18 protein-coding genes and 1 pseudogene are annotated in these 16252 nt (G+C 59.9%); 8 read left to right on the top strand and 11 right to left on the bottom strand.

Annotation, left to right across the window (positions count from 1 at the left end; translation table 11 throughout):
* Nucleotides 1–12 precede the first annotated feature (12 nt).
* Nucleotides 13–792 (bottom strand): class I SAM-dependent methyltransferase, encoded by a 780-nt coding sequence (locus I8E17_RS03315; protein WP_069616045.1) that lies wholly within the window; start codon nucleotides 790–792, stop codon nucleotides 13–15.
* Between the two features lie 156 nt (nucleotides 793–948).
* Between I8E17_RS03315 and I8E17_RS03320 the strand changes: the two are divergent.
* Nucleotides 949–1519 (top strand): annotated as a pseudogene (locus I8E17_RS03320) (hypothetical protein).
* 97 nt (nucleotides 1520–1616) lie between these two features.
* On the opposite strand, the gene I8E17_RS03325 reads toward I8E17_RS03320, so the two are convergent.
* Entirely contained in the window at nucleotides 1617–2105 is a 489-nt protein-coding gene (locus I8E17_RS03325; protein ID WP_069616046.1) for a GNAT family N-acetyltransferase, read from the bottom strand.
* Nucleotides 2106–2302: 197 nt separating this feature from the next.
* Complete coding sequence (locus tag I8E17_RS03330; protein ID WP_069616047.1) at nucleotides 2303–2716, bottom strand: helix-turn-helix domain-containing protein; 414 nt, start codon at nucleotides 2714–2716, stop codon at nucleotides 2303–2305.
* A 193-nt stretch (nucleotides 2717–2909) separates the two neighbouring features.
* On the opposite strand from I8E17_RS03330, the gene dmeR reads away from it, so the two are divergent.
* The 3 genes from dmeR (at nucleotide 2910) to bla (ending at nucleotide 5296) form a co-directional block, all read left to right on the top strand.
* Nucleotides 2910–3182: a Ni(II)/Co(II)-sensing transcriptional repressor DmeR gene (dmeR, locus tag I8E17_RS03335; RefSeq protein ID WP_069616048.1), complete on the top strand. Its 273-nt coding sequence runs from the start codon at nucleotides 2910–2912 to the stop codon at nucleotides 3180–3182.
* A 31-nt stretch (nucleotides 3183–3213) separates the two neighbouring features.
* The gene (dmeF, locus tag I8E17_RS03340) at nucleotides 3214–4209 is read left to right on the top strand and encodes a CDF family Co(II)/Ni(II) efflux transporter DmeF (protein ID WP_069616049.1); all 996 of its coding nucleotides are present in this window, start codon (nucleotides 3214–3216) and stop codon (nucleotides 4207–4209) included.
* A gap of 85 nt (nucleotides 4210–4294) precedes the next feature.
* Nucleotides 4295–5296, top strand: a complete 1002-nt coding sequence (gene bla, locus I8E17_RS03345) for a class A beta-lactamase (protein ID WP_069616050.1) — start codon at nucleotides 4295–4297, stop codon at nucleotides 5294–5296.
* An 81-nt stretch (nucleotides 5297–5377) separates the two neighbouring features.
* Here the strand turns inward: bla and I8E17_RS03350 are convergent, their stop codons facing one another.
* The gene (locus I8E17_RS03350) at nucleotides 5378–5914 is read right to left on the bottom strand and encodes a hypothetical protein (RefSeq protein ID WP_229002070.1); all 537 of its coding nucleotides are present in this window, start codon (nucleotides 5912–5914) and stop codon (nucleotides 5378–5380) included.
* A gap of 67 nt (nucleotides 5915–5981) precedes the next feature.
* Complete coding sequence (locus tag I8E17_RS03355) at nucleotides 5982–7487, bottom strand: protein adenylyltransferase SelO (RefSeq protein WP_069616051.1); 1506 nt, start codon at nucleotides 7485–7487, stop codon at nucleotides 5982–5984.
* Nucleotides 7488–7582: 95 nt separating this feature from the next.
* Between I8E17_RS03355 and I8E17_RS03360 the strand changes: the two genes are divergently transcribed.
* The gene (locus I8E17_RS03360; protein WP_069616052.1) at nucleotides 7583–7843 is read left to right on the top strand and encodes a ribbon-helix-helix domain-containing protein; all 261 of its coding nucleotides are present in this window, start codon (nucleotides 7583–7585) and stop codon (nucleotides 7841–7843) included.
* Between the two features lie 70 nt (nucleotides 7844–7913).
* Nucleotides 7914–8159 carry a type II toxin-antitoxin system RelE/ParE family toxin gene (locus tag I8E17_RS03365; protein ID WP_229002071.1) on the top strand — a complete coding sequence of 82 codons (246 nt, stop codon included), beginning with the start codon at nucleotides 7914–7916 and terminating at the stop codon, nucleotides 8157–8159.
* On the opposite strand, the gene I8E17_RS03370 is transcribed toward I8E17_RS03365, so the two are convergent.
* Both I8E17_RS03370 and I8E17_RS03375 read right to left on the bottom strand, forming a co-directional pair.
* Complete coding sequence (locus I8E17_RS03370; RefSeq protein WP_069616054.1) at nucleotides 8156–8677, bottom strand: DUF1697 domain-containing protein; 522 nt, start codon at nucleotides 8675–8677, stop codon at nucleotides 8156–8158. The two genes, I8E17_RS03365 and I8E17_RS03370, sit on opposite strands and share 4 nt — an antisense overlap.
* Before the next feature lie 20 nt (nucleotides 8678–8697).
* Complete coding sequence (locus I8E17_RS03375; protein WP_069616055.1) at nucleotides 8698–10791, bottom strand: S9 family peptidase; 2094 nt, start codon at nucleotides 10789–10791, stop codon at nucleotides 8698–8700.
* 287 nt (nucleotides 10792–11078) lie between these two features.
* Here I8E17_RS03375 and I8E17_RS03380 point away from each other — a divergent pair, with 287 nt between their 5' ends.
* On the top strand, nucleotides 11079–11468 hold the full coding sequence (locus I8E17_RS03380; RefSeq protein WP_069616056.1) for a DUF930 domain-containing protein: 390 nt from the start codon (nucleotides 11079–11081) through the stop codon (nucleotides 11466–11468).
* 75 nt (nucleotides 11469–11543) lie between these two features.
* On the opposite strand, the gene I8E17_RS03385 is transcribed toward I8E17_RS03380, so the two are convergent.
* Entirely contained in the window at nucleotides 11544–11876 is a 333-nt protein-coding gene (locus I8E17_RS03385) for a chaperone modulator CbpM (RefSeq protein ID WP_069616057.1), read from the bottom strand.
* Between the two features lie 3 nt (nucleotides 11877–11879).
* Nucleotides 11880–12791 (bottom strand): DnaJ C-terminal domain-containing protein, encoded by a 912-nt coding sequence (locus tag I8E17_RS03390; protein ID WP_069616058.1) that lies wholly within the window; start codon nucleotides 12789–12791, stop codon nucleotides 11880–11882.
* Between the two features lie 260 nt (nucleotides 12792–13051).
* Here I8E17_RS03390 and I8E17_RS03395 point away from each other — a divergent pair, with 260 nt between their 5' ends.
* Nucleotides 13052–13843 (top strand): polysaccharide deacetylase family protein, encoded by a 792-nt coding sequence (locus I8E17_RS03395; RefSeq protein WP_113366337.1) that lies wholly within the window; start codon nucleotides 13052–13054, stop codon nucleotides 13841–13843.
* 11 nt (nucleotides 13844–13854) lie between these two features.
* On the opposite strand, the gene I8E17_RS03400 is transcribed toward I8E17_RS03395, so the two are convergent.
* Together I8E17_RS03400 and I8E17_RS03405 are read right to left on the bottom strand one after the other, a co-directional pair.
* Nucleotides 13855–15027, bottom strand: coding sequence for an AI-2E family transporter (locus tag I8E17_RS03400; protein ID WP_069616060.1), 1173 nt, complete (start codon nucleotides 15025–15027; stop codon nucleotides 13855–13857).
* Nucleotides 15028–15130: 103 nt separating this feature from the next.
* Nucleotides 15131–15997: a VOC family protein gene (locus tag I8E17_RS03405; protein ID WP_113366338.1), complete on the bottom strand. Its 867-nt coding sequence runs from the start codon at nucleotides 15995–15997 to the stop codon at nucleotides 15131–15133.
* Nucleotides 15998–16252 lie beyond the last annotated feature (255 nt).

A 16252-nucleotide genomic window follows, 5' to 3' on the forward strand; every position in this document is an offset into this window, starting at 1 on the left:
GCCGCAAGGCGCTCAAGCCGCGCCTGCGCGTCGTGCGAGATAGAGATGGGTTTCATAATGCAATTCGAATACGCCGCCATGGGTGTTGATGGCATCGGCAAGTTCGAAAAGCAGGAGTTCCTTCCGATCTTCGGCCAAAAGCCGGTAGCCAGAGAGCGTGCGCAAAAGGTCGGTGTAGCTCTGTGACGTGTGCGATCGGCTCCAGTAGTAACAGTGATGCGCTGGAGCTTCGAAGTAGTCGGACTGCTGCAGCTCCCGAGCAAAAGGGCCATCAGGCAGATACCATGCCTCGACGGGCGGGCCGGCAAGCTGCGGGGCATGGCGGGCGTAGATCCCCGCGAACTTGTCGGATAGGGGCGGTTCCGGCTTCATCGGCACATTGCCGAAGACGCAGAGTGTTCCTTCCGGCGCGAGAAGGGCGGCTGTCGCAGCGAAGCGCAGTTCCGGCGAAACCCAATGGAAGGATTGCGCCGCGAATATCAGCCTGAAGCTCTCCGGCTTGCCCGGCCATGCTTCGAAGGTGGTTTGCTCGAATCGCACTCGCGGAAATTCCGCCAATCTTTCCCGGGCAACTGCAATCAGTTCCGCGCCGGGATCGAGCGCGAGAATGGAAAGGCCACGGCGGGCAAAGCCCTCTGTCGCCTGTCCGGTGCCGCAGCCGATTTCGAGGACCTGATTCTTGGTTTCCAGCCGGGCAAAATCGATGACATCGGCAAAAAGCGCATCGGGATAGAGCGGGCGGGAAGTATTGTAGAGGCTGGCGACGCCATCGAATGTGAACCGTTGCTCCAAGGCGCACCTCCAGTTGCAGATCGAAGTCGACAGCCATTTTTCTAGCGCATTTCCGATCAAGCTTGTAGCCACGGGATTCGGCAACGGGAGAGGGTGGTCGTGGACGCAAGGGTGGCGCGGAAGGTTCCTTATTTCAGTCAATGGGAAACGCCTGACATGACATTGGCGGTCGTCGCCGAGGGCGCACAATCAGCCTTGCTGAAGGACCCGCTCTGGGCGTCATCCGGCGCAAGCAGCGTCGAGGATTATGCCCGCTGGGCCGGCAATCTTTGCGGCATGGCCTGCCTGAAGATGGTGCTCGCTGCCCGCGCCGGCAAAACCATCCTGATCATGGATCTGGCCATGGGTTGCAGGGAGTATGGCGGCTATGTCGAGGAGGCGGATGGCAGGATCAAGGGGCTGATCTACGCGCCGTTCGTTCCCTTCGTTCGCGATCGCTTCGGTCTCGATGCCCGTGTCGTCACCGGGATTGCTGTCGCTGATATCGCCGATATCCTCACGCATTCGGAGTTCTTCATCGCGTCGGTGCATCATTCGATCCGCTGGCCAGAGACCGAGCCGCCGGCCAAAGGCGGCCAATCTCGTGCTGGTAACGGCCGTCGACGGAAACAGCATCCGCTTCCACAATCCCTCCGGCCACGTCGATGCGACGCGCGAGAACGCAGAAATGTCACTTGAGATATTCGAGAAGTTCTTTGCAGGCCGCGGGATCGCCATCGATCACTGAAGCATTTCCAATGCGCATCGGTTTGTAGTCCGGAATGCGCGAAACCAGAAACACTCTAAAAATCAATATCGGATGGCGATCCTGTTAAAGGCCGGCATCAGGCGAGAGCCTGCAGGTAGCGCATGCCGGTGACCGGACGCGGCTTGAAATCCATGTTTTCGTAGAAGCGGTGGGCCTGGAAATTGCCCGTGGCGGCGCCGACCGAAAGGTAGCTGCAGCCGGCCTTGCGGGCGATATCGCGGGCGCGATCGACGAGATGCTGCCCGACGCCATGGCCGCGGTGGCCGTCGCGCACGAAGAGATGGTGCAGGTCCATACCGCGCTGGCCTTCCTGTGCCTTGTACAGCGGCACGAGGATGGCGTAGCCGATCAGCCCTTGCTCGCCTTCGGCGACAAGCGCCGTGATCCAGGGCACGGGGCCGAAGAGGTCGCGCTCGAGCTGCTCCGGCGTCGTGCCGGAAGGATCGCCGTGGTGGGCGGCCAGCAGCCGGATCATGTCGTTGAGCTCAGGCAGGTCACGCGGCTGAGCATTGCGAATGGTCAGAACCGGAGGGCGGAGAAGTGAGATGTCGCTATCGTCTAGCATGGCATTTTGCGTCCTTGTTTTTCAAATGAGCCGTCAGGACGCTGCCGATACAACAAAGCCGCCTGACGGCGGCTTGTTGACATATGATCTGTCTTGGCCGCCTGTTACAGGTACAGCCAAAAATACGAGCAGTTGTGGAGCGCGTGCGTGATCATGGGCGCATCAATGATCCGGTTCAGCACGTTTGTCAATGGGCCTCAATGCTCGTGTTCGCACAGGCTGTGGTCGGAAAGCGCGCGGATCACATAGCAGTCCTCGATGCTGTGGCCGTCGCAATGCGAAACGATGCGCTCCAGTTCGTGCTCCAGCTTCTTCAGCCGTGCGATCTTGATGCGAACGTCATCCAGATGCTCCTTGGCGATGCGGTCGGCGCCGACGCAGGGGCGGTCCGGATGCTGGCTGAGCGAAATCAGCTCCTTGATGGCATCGATCGTCAGTCCGAGGTCGCGGCCATGTCTGATAAAGGCGAGGCGTTCGAGATCGGCTTTGGAATAACGCCGCTGATTGCCTTCGCTGCGCTCGGGCTCCGAGATCAGGCCCATCTGCTCATAATAACGGATCGTCGGCACTTTCACGCCTGTATGTCTCGATAAATCGCCAATGGTCAGCATTGAGTGGCCTCCAATACCTCTAGTCTCTAGAGCAATATATGCGACCGGCATCGCAAAAATGCAAGGGTCAGGTAGGGCTAACTGCCCCCGGATAGTGCTCCGCTTTCTTATTGCTCAGGTCGTGGTCGCAAGAAGGTGCTTCCAATTTGCCGTCATAAATACTATACCCCCCTATATTATAATCGAGGCCACGATGTCCCATACCATTCGTCAGCAAGCCAAGCTCCTCTCTCGCGTCCGCCGTCTCAAAGGACAGATGGAAGCGGTGGAGCGGGCGCTTGAGGCCGAGCGTCCCTGTGGGGAAATCTTGCAGCTGCTTGCCTCCATTCGCGGTGCCCTGACGGGGCTGACCGGGGAGGTTTTGGAAGACCATCTGCAGGAGCATGTGCTGCATGCCGAAACTGATGAGGCCCGCCGGCAGGCGGTCGATGAGATTGCCGACGTGCTGAAGACCTATCTGCGGTGACGATTCGCGCGTTCAAAGAGAGACTAATGTCATGAGTATTTCTTCCGAAATGGGCCACAGCCATGTTTTTCTGGGCTCCGATCATCAGCGCAACGAGCGCCGCATCTGGGCCGTCATCGCGTTGACCGCCGTCATGATGGTGGTCGAGATCGGCGCGGGCACGATCTATGGTTCGATGGCGCTGCTTGCCGACGGCTGGCATATGTCGACCCATGTTAGCGCCATGCTGATTTCGGCGCTCGCCTATCTCTATGCGCGCCGGCATGCGCATAATACACGCTTCACCTTCGGCACCGGTAAGTTCGGCGATCTCGCGGGCTTTGCCAGCGCCATTGTGCTGGCGCTGATCGCGCTCATCATGGGCTGGGAGAGCATTCTGAGATTGCTTGATCCGGTGGCGATCAATTTCCGCGAAGCGATTGCTATTGCGGTAGTGGGTCTTCTCGTCAATCTCGCCAGTGCATGGTTGCTGCGCGACGACCATAGCCATCATCACCACGGTCACGCCGGGCACGGCCATGCCCATGCCCACGAGCATGACCATCACCATTCGCATGACGACCATCATCATCACCACGACCATGGCCAAAAAGGCGGCAGGGACAACAACCTGCGCTCGGTCTATGTCCATGTCATTGCCGATGCGATGACATCGGTTCTGGCCATCGTCGCCCTGTTGCTCGGCAGCCGCTTCGGCTGGACCTTCCTCGATCCGGTCATGGGCATCGTCGGCGGCCTGGTCATTCTGCAATGGGCATGGAGCCTGCTGCGTGCTTCCGGCGCCGTTCTCCTGGATTTCATCCCGCATGGCGAGGATCTGCCGGATGAGATCCGCGAGGCGATCGAGACAGATGAGGATCGCATCACCGATCTGCATGTATGGCAGGTCGGCCCGGGGCATCATGCCGCCATCGTCGCGGTCGCAACGCCCGTCTCGCGCGATCCGTCCTTCTACAAGGCTCGGCTTGCCGAGATCCACGAACTCTCACACGTGACGGTCGAAGTTACCGTCGACAAGGCGGCATAGAATCCGTTAGCAATCGGTCAGGTCAGAGGCTTGACACATTCCTCGCATAGCCCAAGACCTGCCGATTTTGCTGGAGGCCTCTCATATGCCCACATTGCTCACGCGCCGCCGCCTCATGGTGGGCTCGGCGCTGCTTTTTCCCGCCCTGACGCTCCGCCCTAATAGGCTTTTCGCTGAGGATAGCGGCACGCCGGCGCAGACGCCTCCCGCAACGGACAATCCGGCAACGCCCGACGCCAGCGGCCAGAGCCCGCAAGGCGACAGCGGAGTGCAGGACAATTCGCAACTCTCCGACGATGTCGACAAGCAGCTGGCCGATCTGGAAAAGAAGACCGGCGGTCGTCTCGGCGTCTCCGTGCTTGACACCGAAACCAATATTTCGCTCGGCCATCGCGAGGAGGAGCATTTTCCCCTGTGCAGCACCTACAAGGCGCTTGCCGTTGGCTTTGTGCTGGCGCGCGTCGATCAGGGCACGGAAAAGCTGGACCGGCGCGTCACCTACGGCAAGGACAAGGTCGTCACCTATTCGCCCGAAACCGAAAAGCATGCCGACGGCGATGGCATGACTGTTGCCGAGCTCTGCGCAGCCGCAATCACGCTGAGCGATAATACAGCCGGCAATCTTCTGCTCGAAAGCTTCGGCGGGCCTGCCGCGTTGACCTCATGGCTGCGCACGACAGGCGATACCGAAACCCGCCTCGATCGCAACGAACCCGATGTCAATCAGGCCGTCAAGGACGACCCGCGCGATACGACGACGCCGGATGCGATGCTGGATTCGATCGGCCTTCTGACCCTCGGCAATACGCTGTCGGAAACATCGAGGGAGCAGTTGGTCAACTGGCTGGTCGCCAATACCACAGGCAGCAATCGCCTGCGGGCCGGTCTGCCGAAGGAGTGGAAGGTCGGCGATAAGACCGGCACGGGCAATAATGGTTCCTATGCCGACATCGCGGTCATCTGGCCGCCGGAACGCGGTCCCGTTCTGGTCACGACTTTCGTGGCCGAGGCAACTGCGGCTGCAAAAGATGTGGAAGCCGTCTTTGCCGAGGTCGGCAAGATCATCGTAGACATGGTCGGGCAATAGCGAGATTGATAATAAATAGAAGGCGATACGCTCAAGATGTGAATCGGCTTCGTATCGTCTTCATGTAATCTGGCAGTATGTTTAGACCAGCGACAGTGCCGAGGCTGCGCTGTCCGTTTCCTGATCGCCGTCACCATCGGCATTGCCGGCGCCGAGCTTCTGCTTGATCTCATCGGCAATCTGGTCGTTGATCGCCTTCTGTTGGTCGGCCGGCAAGGACTTGAAAGAATCTTCCGTCAGGCCATGCGCTTCCAGATATTGTGCGCGGATCTTTTGGGCCGGCGTCATATTTGCCCATTTGGCAAACTCGTCGAGAATATCCTGATCGGATTGCCCGCTTGACGATGCCGAGCTACTGGAAGCACCCGCGCCAGACTGGTCGTCAGCGGAGCCTGATGTCGAAGACGAGGAATCACCGAACTGGCTGAGCCAGAGGCCGGACGAAATGGAGGAGGGGACGCCGCTGGAGGCAATGGAAGGCCCCTGCATATCGTCCTGGTCGCCGCCACCGTCGCCCGGCAGCGAAAAGGGCGCGCTGTCGTCGCTGTCGCCGCTCTGCTGGTTGCGGATCGGCGCACTGAAATAGTTTTGGGTGCTGCTGTGCACTTTCATCATCATGTCTCCCAACAGGTTGTGGGGACGATGACTCCGCAAGCCTGCCCGGGGCTTGTGCGCTCAAGCTTCCTCAGGTGCCGCAGAAGGTTTGAAGCACCCGTTCTGTCGGCAATGGTGGTTCTGCATAGGGCGCAAAGCCTGGTTGATCCTCGTATGGGATGGCGAGCACCTTCAGCAATGCTTCGAATAGAGAAAAGTCGCCGTCCTCCACAGCAGCCTCGATGGCCTGCTCGATCCGGTGATTGCGGGGAATGAAGGCAGGATTGACCTTGCGCATCGCCGCCGCCCGCGCCGCCGGCGTCTGCGGATCGCGAGCAAGCCGCTCGCGCCAGCGTTCGAGCCAAGGTGCCGGCGATTGCGGATCGCTGAAGGTCGCGGCAAAATCGCCGACGTCTTCGTCTGCGGCGAGTGCCGCTAGCCGGCGGAAGGTGAGGGTGAAATCCGCGCCCTGCTGCTGCATCGTCGCCAACAGCGACTGGATCAGCTCGAGATCGCCATCCTCCTCGTTTGCAAGACCGATCTTGGCGCGCATTCCGGCAAGCCAATAGGCCTGAAAGCGTTCGCCATAGGCTTTGATAACCGTGTTTGCCAGATCGATCGCCGCATCCACGGAGGGGTCGATCAGCGGAATCAGAGTCTCGCCGAGGCGCGCGAGATTCCATTGCCCGATCGCCGGCTGATTGGCATAGGCGTAGCGGCCGTTGCGGTCGATGGATGAGAAGACAGTCGCCGGATCATAGGCATCCATGAAGGCGCAGGGACCGAAATCGATCGTCTCGCCTGATACGGTCATATTGTCGGTGTTCATTACGCCGTGAATGAAGCCGACATGCAGCCAGCGCGCGATCAATGAAGCTTGCCGGTCGGCCACGGCTTCGAGCAGGGCGAGATAAGGGTTCTTGCGGTCTCGGATCTCGGGATAGTGCCGGGCAATGACATAATCCGCCAGGGTCCGTACGCTCTCCGTATCGCCCCGCGCCGCAAAGAACTGGAAGGTGCCGACGCGAATATGGCTTGCCGCCACGCGGGTAAACACTGCACCCGGCAGCACCTCCTCGCGATAGACAGGCTCTCCAGTGATCACAGCAGCAAGCGCCCGCGTCGTCGGAATGCCGAGCGCGTGCATCGCCTCGCTGACGATATACTCGCGCAGAACCGGACCGAGTGCGGCGCGCCCGTCGCCGCGGCGGGAAAACGGCGTGGGCCCCGACCCCTTGAGCTGGATGTCCCGGCGTCTGCCATTCCGATCCTTCACCTCGCCGAGCAGGATCGCGCGTCCATCGCCAAGCTGCGGAACGAAATTGCCGAACTGATGACCGGCATAAGCCATGGCGATCGGCTGCGATCCCGGCAGCAGCTCGTTGCCCGAAAAGATTGCCGCCGCATTTTGTTTCGACGCATCGACATCCAGCCCGAGTTCCCGCGCCAGAACCTCGTTGAACTTGATCAGCTGTGGCGCGGCAACCGGGGTCGGCGCCTGATCCGTGAAAAACTGCGGTGGCAGGCGCGCGTAGCTGTTGTCGAAGGCGGCCGTCGGCGCCCGAAGGGCGGTATCATCGTGAAGAGGAGAGCTCATGTTACTAAGGTAGGGCCGACGGAGAGGCGACGCAAGGCGCTTGCCCTTGGTAGGAAACCATCCTACTTTATCCCACCGGATAAGAGGATTTTGCGATGAACGAGAAACTGAGCATTTCGCTCCCCAGTGAAATGGTTGCCGCGATCAAAGCTCGCGTCGATGCGGGGAGCTATGCCTCTACGAGCGAGGTGTTACGGGCGGCAGTCCGGGTCTGGCTAAGGGAAGAAGAGGAATATCAGCAGCGGATCGCAGCGATCAGGCAGCGAGTGAAAACATCGCTCGATGATCCCAGGCCGGATTTGAACATGCAGGATATCGACAACTGGATCGAGACGCTGGCTGCGGAGAAACAGTAACCGCACGAAGCGATATACCGTCGCGTTTCGTGAGACAGCCAAAGCTGATCTTCAGTCGATATTCGGCTACGTGCTGGACCAAAGCAAAAACAGGCAAACAGCCCTGGGCTATATCAAGCGCATCCGGAATAAATGTATGAAGATTGGCAACGCGCCACTCGGCGGTGTTGCGCGGCCCGATCTGGCTGCCGGCATACGGATGGCCGTCTTCGAGCGCAGCATTGTTATTCTTTACCTCGTGGAAGATGATCGCGTGCGCATCACCAACATAATTTTTGGCAGCCGAGACTATGAGACCCTGTTGGCGCGTCCCTAGTCTTCCTCCAGCTCCCGTGCCATCTCCGCCAGCTTGCGCACCGTATTGAGATTTCTCGATGTTCCCGCCTTCAGCGCCGGCAGCTTCAGCTTCGAGCGTCCCGAGCCATCGGGGTAATGCACGTAGATCTCCCTGCCGGCGACATGCACTTCCTCGCCGCCGGGTGCGACGAGTTTCTCCAGCGCATCCTCCGGTGCCGGCTCCTGCAGGAAGGTGATCAGCAGGTAGTTCGGCTTGGCATGCGGAAAAGGCGAATGTTCCGCTGCCCTTTCCAGAGCCTCGCGGCTGCGCAGAATCACGCCGGGGGGCTTGCCCATCTTCGTCGCCAGCGCCTTTTCAAGTTGAGCCAGCACCGTTGCCTCATCCGCTTCGGCGCGGAAAACCACATTGCCGCTCTGGATGTAAGTGCGCACATCCGTAAAGCCGATCTCTTCGCACAGTGCCTTGAGATCGGCCATGGGCAGCATGCCGGTGCCGCCGACGTTGACGGCACGCAGCAGGGCGATGAAGACGGTCATGGCTTCCTCCCCTGTCCGGCCTACATCTTCTCGGCGACCTTGACGGCGAAGGCATATTCGAACGCAACTTCCTCCAGACGCTGGAAGCGGCCGGAAGCACCGCCATGGCCGGCGTCCATGTTCGTTTTCAGGAGAATGGGTGCTTCGCTCGTCGTCTTCTCGCGCAGCTTGGCAACCCACTTCGCCGGCTCCCAATAGGTAACGCGCGGGTCTGTCAGCCCGCCAAGTGCGAGGATTGGCGGATAGGGCTTTTCGCCGACATTGTCGTAGGGGCTGTAGGCGGCGATCTGCTCGTATTCTTCCTTGCTTTCGATCGGATTGCCCCATTCCGGCCATTCCGGCGGTGTCAGCGGCAGGGTGTCGTCGAGCATGGTGTTGAGCACGTCGACGAAGGGCACGGCGGCGATGATGCCGGCGAATTTTTCCGGCGCCATGTTGGCGACGGCGCCCATGAGCATGCCGCCGGCCGAGCCGCCTTCGGCGATGATCTTCGTGTAAGAGGTGAACTTCTGCTGATTCAAATAGTCGGCGGCTGCGATGAAGTCCTTGAAGGTATTGGTCTTCTTTTCCATTTTGCCGTCTTCGTACCAGGCGAAGCCCTTGTCCTTGCCGCCACGGATATGGGCGATAGCATAGACGAAACCGCGATCGGCGAGCGACAGGCAGTTGGTGTTGAAACCTGCCGGAATGGTGACGCCATAGGCGCCGTAACCATAGAGCAGGCAGGGTGCCGAGCCGTCGAGCGGCGTGTCCTTGCGGTAAAGCAGCGTCACCGGCACGGTCTCACCGTCCCAGGCCGGGGCAAAGACACGGCGCGTCACATAATCTTCCGGATTATGGCCGGAAGGAACTTCCTGTGTCTTCAGCAGCGTGCGCTCGCGCGTCACCATGTTGTAGTCGTAGAGCTGGCTCGGCGTCGTCATCGAAGAGTAGGAGAAGCGGATGACATCCGTATCGTATTCTGCTGCACCCTGCAGGCCGAGTGCATAGGCTTCCTCCTCGAAAGCGATCGCGTGTTCCTCGCCAGTGCGACGGTCGCGGATGACGATGCGCGGCAGGCCGTCCTTGCGCTCCAGCCAGAGAAGATGGCGAGCATAGGCGAGGTGGCTGAGGATCAGCGTGCCCGGCTTGTGGGGCACGACCTCACGCCAGTTTTCCTTGCCCGGGTTCTCTGCCGGTGCTTCCATGATCTTGAAATCCTTGGCGCCGCCGTCATTGGTGAGAATGTAGAAGACGTCGCCGCCTTCGCTGATCTCATATTCGATCTCGGTTTCGCGCTCGGCCACGATCTTGGGCTCGGCGGTGAGATCCGAGGTTGGGATGATGCGATATTCGCTGGTCTCGTGATCGTGAATGTCGATGAAGATGTAGTCGTCCAACAGCGAGCCGCCGACGCCCATGAAGAAGCCCGGATCCTCCTCCTCATAGACGAGCCGGTCGTCCGACTGCGCTGTGCCGATGATATGATGGAAGATCTTCGAGGGGCGATGGTTTTCGTCCTGCAGCGTGTAGAAGAAGCTCTTGCCGTCGGGTGCCCAGACGGCATCGCCGCCGGTGTTCTCGATCACGTCGGGCAGATCTTCGCCGGTCTCGAAATTGCGGATCTTCAGCGTGAAATATTCCGAGCCCTTGTCGTCATAGCCCCAGATGCCGTGGCTGTGATCGGAGGAATGATCGAGGCCGGAAAGGCGGAAATAGGATTTCCCCTCATTCTCCTTGTCGCCATTCAGCAGCAGCTTGCGTTCCCCGCCGTTGCGCGGTTCGCGGAAGAAGTGGGGCTGTTCGCCGCCGGTGACGAAGAGCGTGCCGTAAGCGTAGGGGCCATCCTTCATCGGTATCGAGCTGTCGTCTTCCTTGATGCGGCCCTTCATCTCGGCAAAGAGAACTTTCTGCAGCTCCTTCGTGTCCGCCATTGCGGCATTCATGTAGGCGTTCTCCGCCTCCAGATGCGACCGGATTTCCGGCGCCAGGATCGACGGGTCCTTGAACATCGCCTGCCAGTTGTCGGCCCGCAGCCACGCGTAATCGTCGGTGCGGGTAATGCCATGACGTGTATCCGTAAACGGTTTTTTCGCAGCGGCGGGCGGGGTGGGAAGATTCTTGAAAACTGACACGAGGGGCGCTTTCTCTGGAGTGAAAGTCGGATGTGAAGTGAAGAGAGAAATAGAGGGCAGCGAGGTGAGGTTCAAGCGGCAAGTCCGTCCCTCCAGCTTCATGCAAGCAGCCGATATTAGTTTTGCTCGAACAGGCAGCTTGCGGGAGACCGCATCGTGGCGCTGCCTTGATGAGACCACATTCTTTATCGAAGTCGGCATACAGTGCGTCGACATGAGGGCGGTCAAAGCCTTCTCCAGTAGAGCGAACGCACTCAAATCCAAAACAATGCAAGGGACCGGTCCTCATGCTGAAACTCTTCGCCATCCTGATTCCATTGGTTAGCGTCGCCACCTCCGCCTTCGCCGTCGATGCGGCTATCAAGAAGCAGTTGGAGAAGCTCGATCCGTCGGAGCGAATGGAGCAGGCGTGCGATGCAGAGGCCATGAAGCGGATCGGTACGGACAAGACGGGTTTCAAACCGGACAAGGTGATCGCCTATACATTCGGCGATCCGGATATGAAACCGGATGCCATGAATGCGCCCGGCGCCGTCTTTCGCAGCAAGGGTGACTGGTATCACCTCTCCTATACGTGTGTGACCGGGCCGCAGCACATCCATGTCCGCGATCTGAGCTATCAGATCGGTGACAAGGTGCCGCGCGACGCTTGGCAGGAGCATTATCTTTACGATTGAGCGCCCGGATCAAGCAGCAGGGGCCGCGGACGTCACTTTAGGGTGGCCACACTCCATCCTAAGGTAGTTTCCTACCTATCGCCGTCTCAGCGATTCCACACGTGTCAGCTCCGACAGGATGTGGTCCTGTACATCGGGCGGCTGCCGGCACACGGCATCCGTCAGGTCGCGCAGCGTCGCTCTGAGGCTGTGAAGCTGATCCACCAGATCCATGACGACATCGACGCCTGGCTCGTTGACGCCCATCGATTTGCTGAGATCGAGGATGAGCCGGCCGCGCGCAATGTCGGAGTCATGGAAATTGCGGCCCTGATCGGTGACTTCGGGCACGACCCAGCCCTGAGATATCCAGACTTCCAGCACCGTGGTTTCGATCCGGAGGTGAAGTCGAAACTCGTTCTCGTTCATCGCTTATCCTCCCATGGTCTTTCTGGGATCTTGCGCCTTGCCTGCCTCCCAATCTGAAACGAAGCGCGTCAGCTCGGGGTCCGGCGTATCCGGCAGGACGATCTTCAGCGAGACATAGGCATCGCCATTGTCCTTGCCGCGCACGGGTGCGCCCTTGCCCTTCAAGCGCAACACCTTGCCCGTATTGGAGTTCGGCGGCAGCGTCACGGTGACGGCTCCCGACGGTGTCGGGACGCGAATCTTGCCGCCGAGCACAGCTTCGGCCAGCGAAATCGGCACTTCCAATCGGATATCGTCGCCATCGCGCGTGTAGAAGCGGTGCGGCCGAACATGCACGGCGATCAGCGCGTCCCCGGGTTTCCCGCCATTGAAGCCGGGATCGCCCTTACCCTTCAGCCGCAGCGTCTGCCCATCGCGTGTCCCTGGTGGAATTTGGACGTCGAGCGCCGGCCCCTCGGGCAGGCTGATCTGCTTCTTCGCGCCATTAATGGCGTCCAGAAAGTCGACCTCCATCGTATAGTGACGGTCTTGACCCTGCATTTGCGATTGGCCTCGGCTGCGCCGCGAGAAGAAGCTGGAAAATATATCGTCGGCATCGCCGAAATCGGCAAAGCCGCCCGCATTCTGATAGCGGCCGCGCTGGCCCTCCTGCGCTGCATAATCGCGGTAGTAGTTGCGCGGTGCCTGCTCGGCACCGCTGCTGTCGATCTCGCCACGGTCGAACCGTCCGCGTTTCTCCTCATCGCCGAGAATGCCATAGGCCGCCGAGACTTCCTTGAATTTGTCCTCGGCCTGCTTGTCACCCGGGTTGAGATCTGGGTGCAGCTTCTTGGCAAGCTTGCGATAGGCGCTTTGAATGTCTTTTTGCGGGGCGTCCCGCTTTACGCCCAAAATTTCATAGGGATCGCGACTCATACATGTCTCTCTTCGGGAGCACGGAAAGATACGCAGATAGTGCTAGGGTAGGCTCATATCAATCGTATCATAGACGCGGTCAGGTTGAAGCCCGGACTTGGCAGCTTTCATGTCCGTCGTCATTGTGATGTGAAATGGGCGCTGCCGCCGCCGCTTTGCCATATTTCCGGCGTCTTGCCGGATAATGGCGAGCGGTGTGGCTGGGCTGGTAATCAAGCGCCCGCCGAATTTTGTTTGCCTGATCCACCGGTGGCCGTCCGATGAAATGCCTGTTGCTCGCTTCCTCACTCCTTCTTGTCGCGGCGGCCGCCTTTGCCGCGCAACCCGAGCAGCCGCCTGCCGGTTGGCCGCAACTGCCGCCGAAGGCGCCGGTTTCGAAGATCAAGCTTGTGGAGCCGCATCTGCATGTCGATCGCGCTGGCAAGGGAGCTCCCCGCATCGCGCTCACCTTCGATGCCTGCATGGGCAAGACCGACCCACGCATCCTGAGCACCCTTGTCGATCAGCGCATTCCGGCGACGATCTTCGTCACCGCGCGTTGGCTGCGTACCAATCCGGATGCATTGAAGGTCTTCCTTGCGCATCCGGATCTCTTCGAGCTGGAAAATCACGGTCAAAATCATATCCCCGCCGTCGATGTCCCGACCAAGGTTTACGGTATCGCCGCCGCTGGCTCGCCGCAGGCGGTCACTCTGGAGGTGAAGGGCGGTGCGGACGCGATGATCGCAGCCGGCATTCCACAACCGCGCTGGTTCCGTGGCGCGACCGCGAAATACACGCCTGCCGCCATCATGCAGATCCGTGGCATGGGCTATCGGATCGCCGGCTACTCGGTGAATGGCGACAGCGGTTCGCTTCTGCCGGCCAAGATGGTGGAAAAGCAATATGCCTCCGCCAAGGACGGCGATGTCATCATCTCCCACATCAACCAGCCGACGCATACGGCAGGCGAGGGGGTCGCGGCCAGCATCCTCGCGCTGAAGGCCAAGGGCGTCGATTTCGTTCGTCTGCAGGATATCCCCGAAAAGGGTGACGACGACACGACCAACTGAGCGCTCGAGTGCTAGCCCGGCAATTGCGGCTGCGTTTTTTCCTCGATGAAAAGCTCGTCAATGACGGTCATGACGATCAGCGACAGCGGCAGCGCCAGCATGGCGCCGACCGCGCCCCACATCCATGTCCAGAAGATGATGGCCAGAAAGACGACGAAGGGATTGAGTTCCCATTGGCGGCCCATGATTGCCGGGAAGACTAGGTTTTCCACGGTCAGATGCACTGCGAAGAAGGCGACGGCCGGCGCGAGACCGAAAATGATGTCCGAATGCGTGATGATGCCGGCGATCGCGAGTGCAATCGTCATGGTCGTGACGCCGAGGAATGGGATGAAGCTGGATAAGAAGGCGAAAACGCCCCACAGCACCGGCACGCTCATTCCGCCGACATAGGCGATCAAGGTCATCACGAGGCCGATCCCGGCATAAATCAGCGAAGCCGTCGCAAAATAGAAGCCGAGCACCCGCTCCACGGCATTGATGATGCGGATGGCATTCAGTCGAGATGCCCTGCTGGAAAAGGTCATGATGATCGTCTTGCGCAGGCTTACCCTGCCGGCAAGGAATAGCAGCAGGGCTGCAAAGAAGATCAGGATCTGCACGATGGCCGGCGTCAGGCTGGTGGACACGACATGCAGCACGTTGCCGCTGTTCTCCAGCAAGGTGTTGATCGACATCGGGCTGCCTTGAAAGGTTTCGGATGAAATGTGCAGCCATTGAAACCGGTCGAGATAGGGCATCAGCCGGTCGGATGTGCGCTGGAAGAAGTCGGGCGCCTGCTGTGCGAGCTTGGCGATCGGTTCGGCGAGCGCATTGATGATGAGGAAGATCACCAGGGCAACGCTGGAGGAAAGAATGACGGCATTCAGAACGCGGGGAATGCCGAGCTTGCTGAGCCTTTCGGCCGCCAAGCCGAGGATCATTCCGACGACGACGGCAAGCGTCACCGGAATGAGGATCAGCGACATCGTGTAGACGGCGGCGAAGGCCAACATCAGGAAGATGCCGATCGTTGCCCAGGAGGCGGCAATGTCGAGCTTGTCGCGTCCTCGCTGGTCGGAGAGACCGAAAATTTCCGTTTCGTCGTCTTGTGCCCGGGATGCGTTGCGATCGATACCCGGGCCGACATCCTGCGACGCGGTTGCTGCATCCGATCGGCCGGCGGCGATTTTGTCGAATTCCATCCCCGGAAAGTTCCCCGAAGGCAGGATTGCCTCGCTACTTCAACGCGAAAAGCCCGCCGCGGTTCCGCAACGGGCTTGTCGAATGGCGGTCGGATCGGAAAAGTCAGGCGATGAGATTAAGTCCGATACCCCACGGATCGCGCAGCGATATGCCGCCGTCGCGCTTCTCCGTCTTGATTTCGTGTTGCTCCAGGGCCGCTACGGCCTTGTCCAGGGCTGACTTGTCGTTGAAGCGCAACGTATAGTCGGAAAGGCCGGTCATATGTTCGCTGCGTATGCCGGCGCCGCGGCTGTTCCAGGTATTGGCGCCGAGATGATGGTGATAGCCGCCGGTCGCAAGGAAGGTCGCGCCGGGATAGCGCGCTGCCATGACCTTCATGCCGAGGACGTCGCGATAGAAGGCGTTGGCTTCGGCAACATCGCCGACCTGCAGATGGATATGGCCGATGGCCGATCCTTCGGCCATACCGTCCCAGCGATCCTGCGGGGCGCTCTCGTAGAGCTTCTGCAGATCAAGCCGGAGCGTCGCCATTTCGACCGTGCCGTCATCGTGGAAGGTCCATTCCTCATGCGGGCGGTCGGCGTAGATTTCGATGCCGTTGCCTTCGGGGTCGGACAGGTAGATGGCTTCGCTGACGATATGATCCGAAGCGCCTTCCAGCACCACATTCTTATGAGCGGCATGACGAAGCCAGCGCGCAAGCTCGACACGGCTCGGCAGCAGGAACGCGGTATGGAACAGGCCGGCCGCCGTCTTCGGTGCACGCACCGCAGCCCGATCGGTCGTCAGCGTCAGAAGAGGAAGACCGGCGACACCGAGTACTTCGCCGCTCGCTGTCTTCTCGATGACCTTCAAGCCCAGCATGTCCTGATAGAAGCGGGATACCAGCGCCATGTCGGTAACGACGAGGTGCGACTGGCCAACATAGGCGGGACGGGTCAGGGCGTAGGAGGGGGCAGTTTCGGTCATGGTGTCAGTTCCAACCTTGGGGTGGGGTCTCGAAAAGGCAACCGGCGTCGGCGGCAAGGGCCGCCGGTAGCGGACAGGAGGGTTTCGCCGGTTGATATGCCTTTTTGATCCTCTGGTCCGTTGTACTTGCATATTTATATGGCGGATTTCGATTGTTCACAGAAGACCATAAATTGCGGATTGAGCGTTCGCTTTCCGTTGACAAGCGACAACTAGGCCTATGGCAAGCCGTTCACGAAGATTGATCGATGTGCG

Origin of the sequence: Rhizobium sp. AB2/73, assembly GCF_020871915.1 — a bacterium.
Lineage (GTDB): Bacteria > Pseudomonadota > Alphaproteobacteria > Rhizobiales > Rhizobiaceae > Rhizobium > Rhizobium dioscoreae.

Excerpts from the sequence above, each read along its gene's own strand:
- I8E17_RS03405 (WP_113366338.1), bottom strand. The coding sequence starts at position 15,997 with ATGACCGAAACTGCCCCCTCCTACGCCCTGACCCGTCCCGCCTATGTT.
- dmeR (WP_069616048.1), top strand. The coding sequence starts at position 2,910 with ATGTCCCATACCATTCGTCAGCAAGCCAAGCTCCTCTCTCGCGTCCGC.
- dmeF (WP_069616049.1), top strand. The coding sequence starts at position 3,214 with ATGAGTATTTCTTCCGAAATGGGCCACAGCCATGTTTTTCTGGGCTCC.
- I8E17_RS03385 (WP_069616057.1), bottom strand. The coding sequence starts at position 11,876 with ATGAACGAGAACGAGTTTCGACTTCACCTCCGGATCGAAACCACGGTG.
- bla (WP_069616050.1), top strand. The coding sequence starts at position 4,295 with ATGCCCACATTGCTCACGCGCCGCCGCCTCATGGTGGGCTCGGCGCTG.
- I8E17_RS03355 (WP_069616051.1), bottom strand. The coding sequence starts at position 7,487 with ATGAGCTCTCCTCTTCACGATGATACCGCCCTTCGGGCGCCGACGGCC.
- I8E17_RS03370 (WP_069616054.1), bottom strand. The coding sequence starts at position 8,677 with ATGACCGTCTTCATCGCCCTGCTGCGTGCCGTCAACGTCGGCGGCACC.
- I8E17_RS03390 (WP_069616058.1), bottom strand. The coding sequence starts at position 12,791 with ATGAGTCGCGATCCCTATGAAATTTTGGGCGTAAAGCGGGACGCCCCG.
- I8E17_RS03400 (WP_069616060.1), bottom strand. The coding sequence starts at position 15,027 with ATGGAATTCGACAAAATCGCCGCCGGCCGATCGGATGCAGCAACCGCG.
- I8E17_RS03395 (WP_113366337.1), top strand. The coding sequence starts at position 13,052 with ATGAAATGCCTGTTGCTCGCTTCCTCACTCCTTCTTGTCGCGGCGGCC.
- I8E17_RS03330 (WP_069616047.1), bottom strand. The coding sequence starts at position 2,716 with ATGCTGACCATTGGCGATTTATCGAGACATACAGGCGTGAAAGTGCCG.
- I8E17_RS03380 (WP_069616056.1), top strand. The coding sequence starts at position 11,079 with ATGCTGAAACTCTTCGCCATCCTGATTCCATTGGTTAGCGTCGCCACC.
- I8E17_RS03350 (WP_229002070.1), bottom strand. The coding sequence starts at position 5,914 with ATGATGATGAAAGTGCACAGCAGCACCCAAAACTATTTCAGTGCGCCG.
- I8E17_RS03325 (WP_069616046.1), bottom strand. The coding sequence starts at position 2,105 with ATGCTAGACGATAGCGACATCTCACTTCTCCGCCCTCCGGTTCTGACC.
- I8E17_RS03360 (WP_069616052.1), top strand. The coding sequence starts at position 7,583 with ATGAACGAGAAACTGAGCATTTCGCTCCCCAGTGAAATGGTTGCCGCG.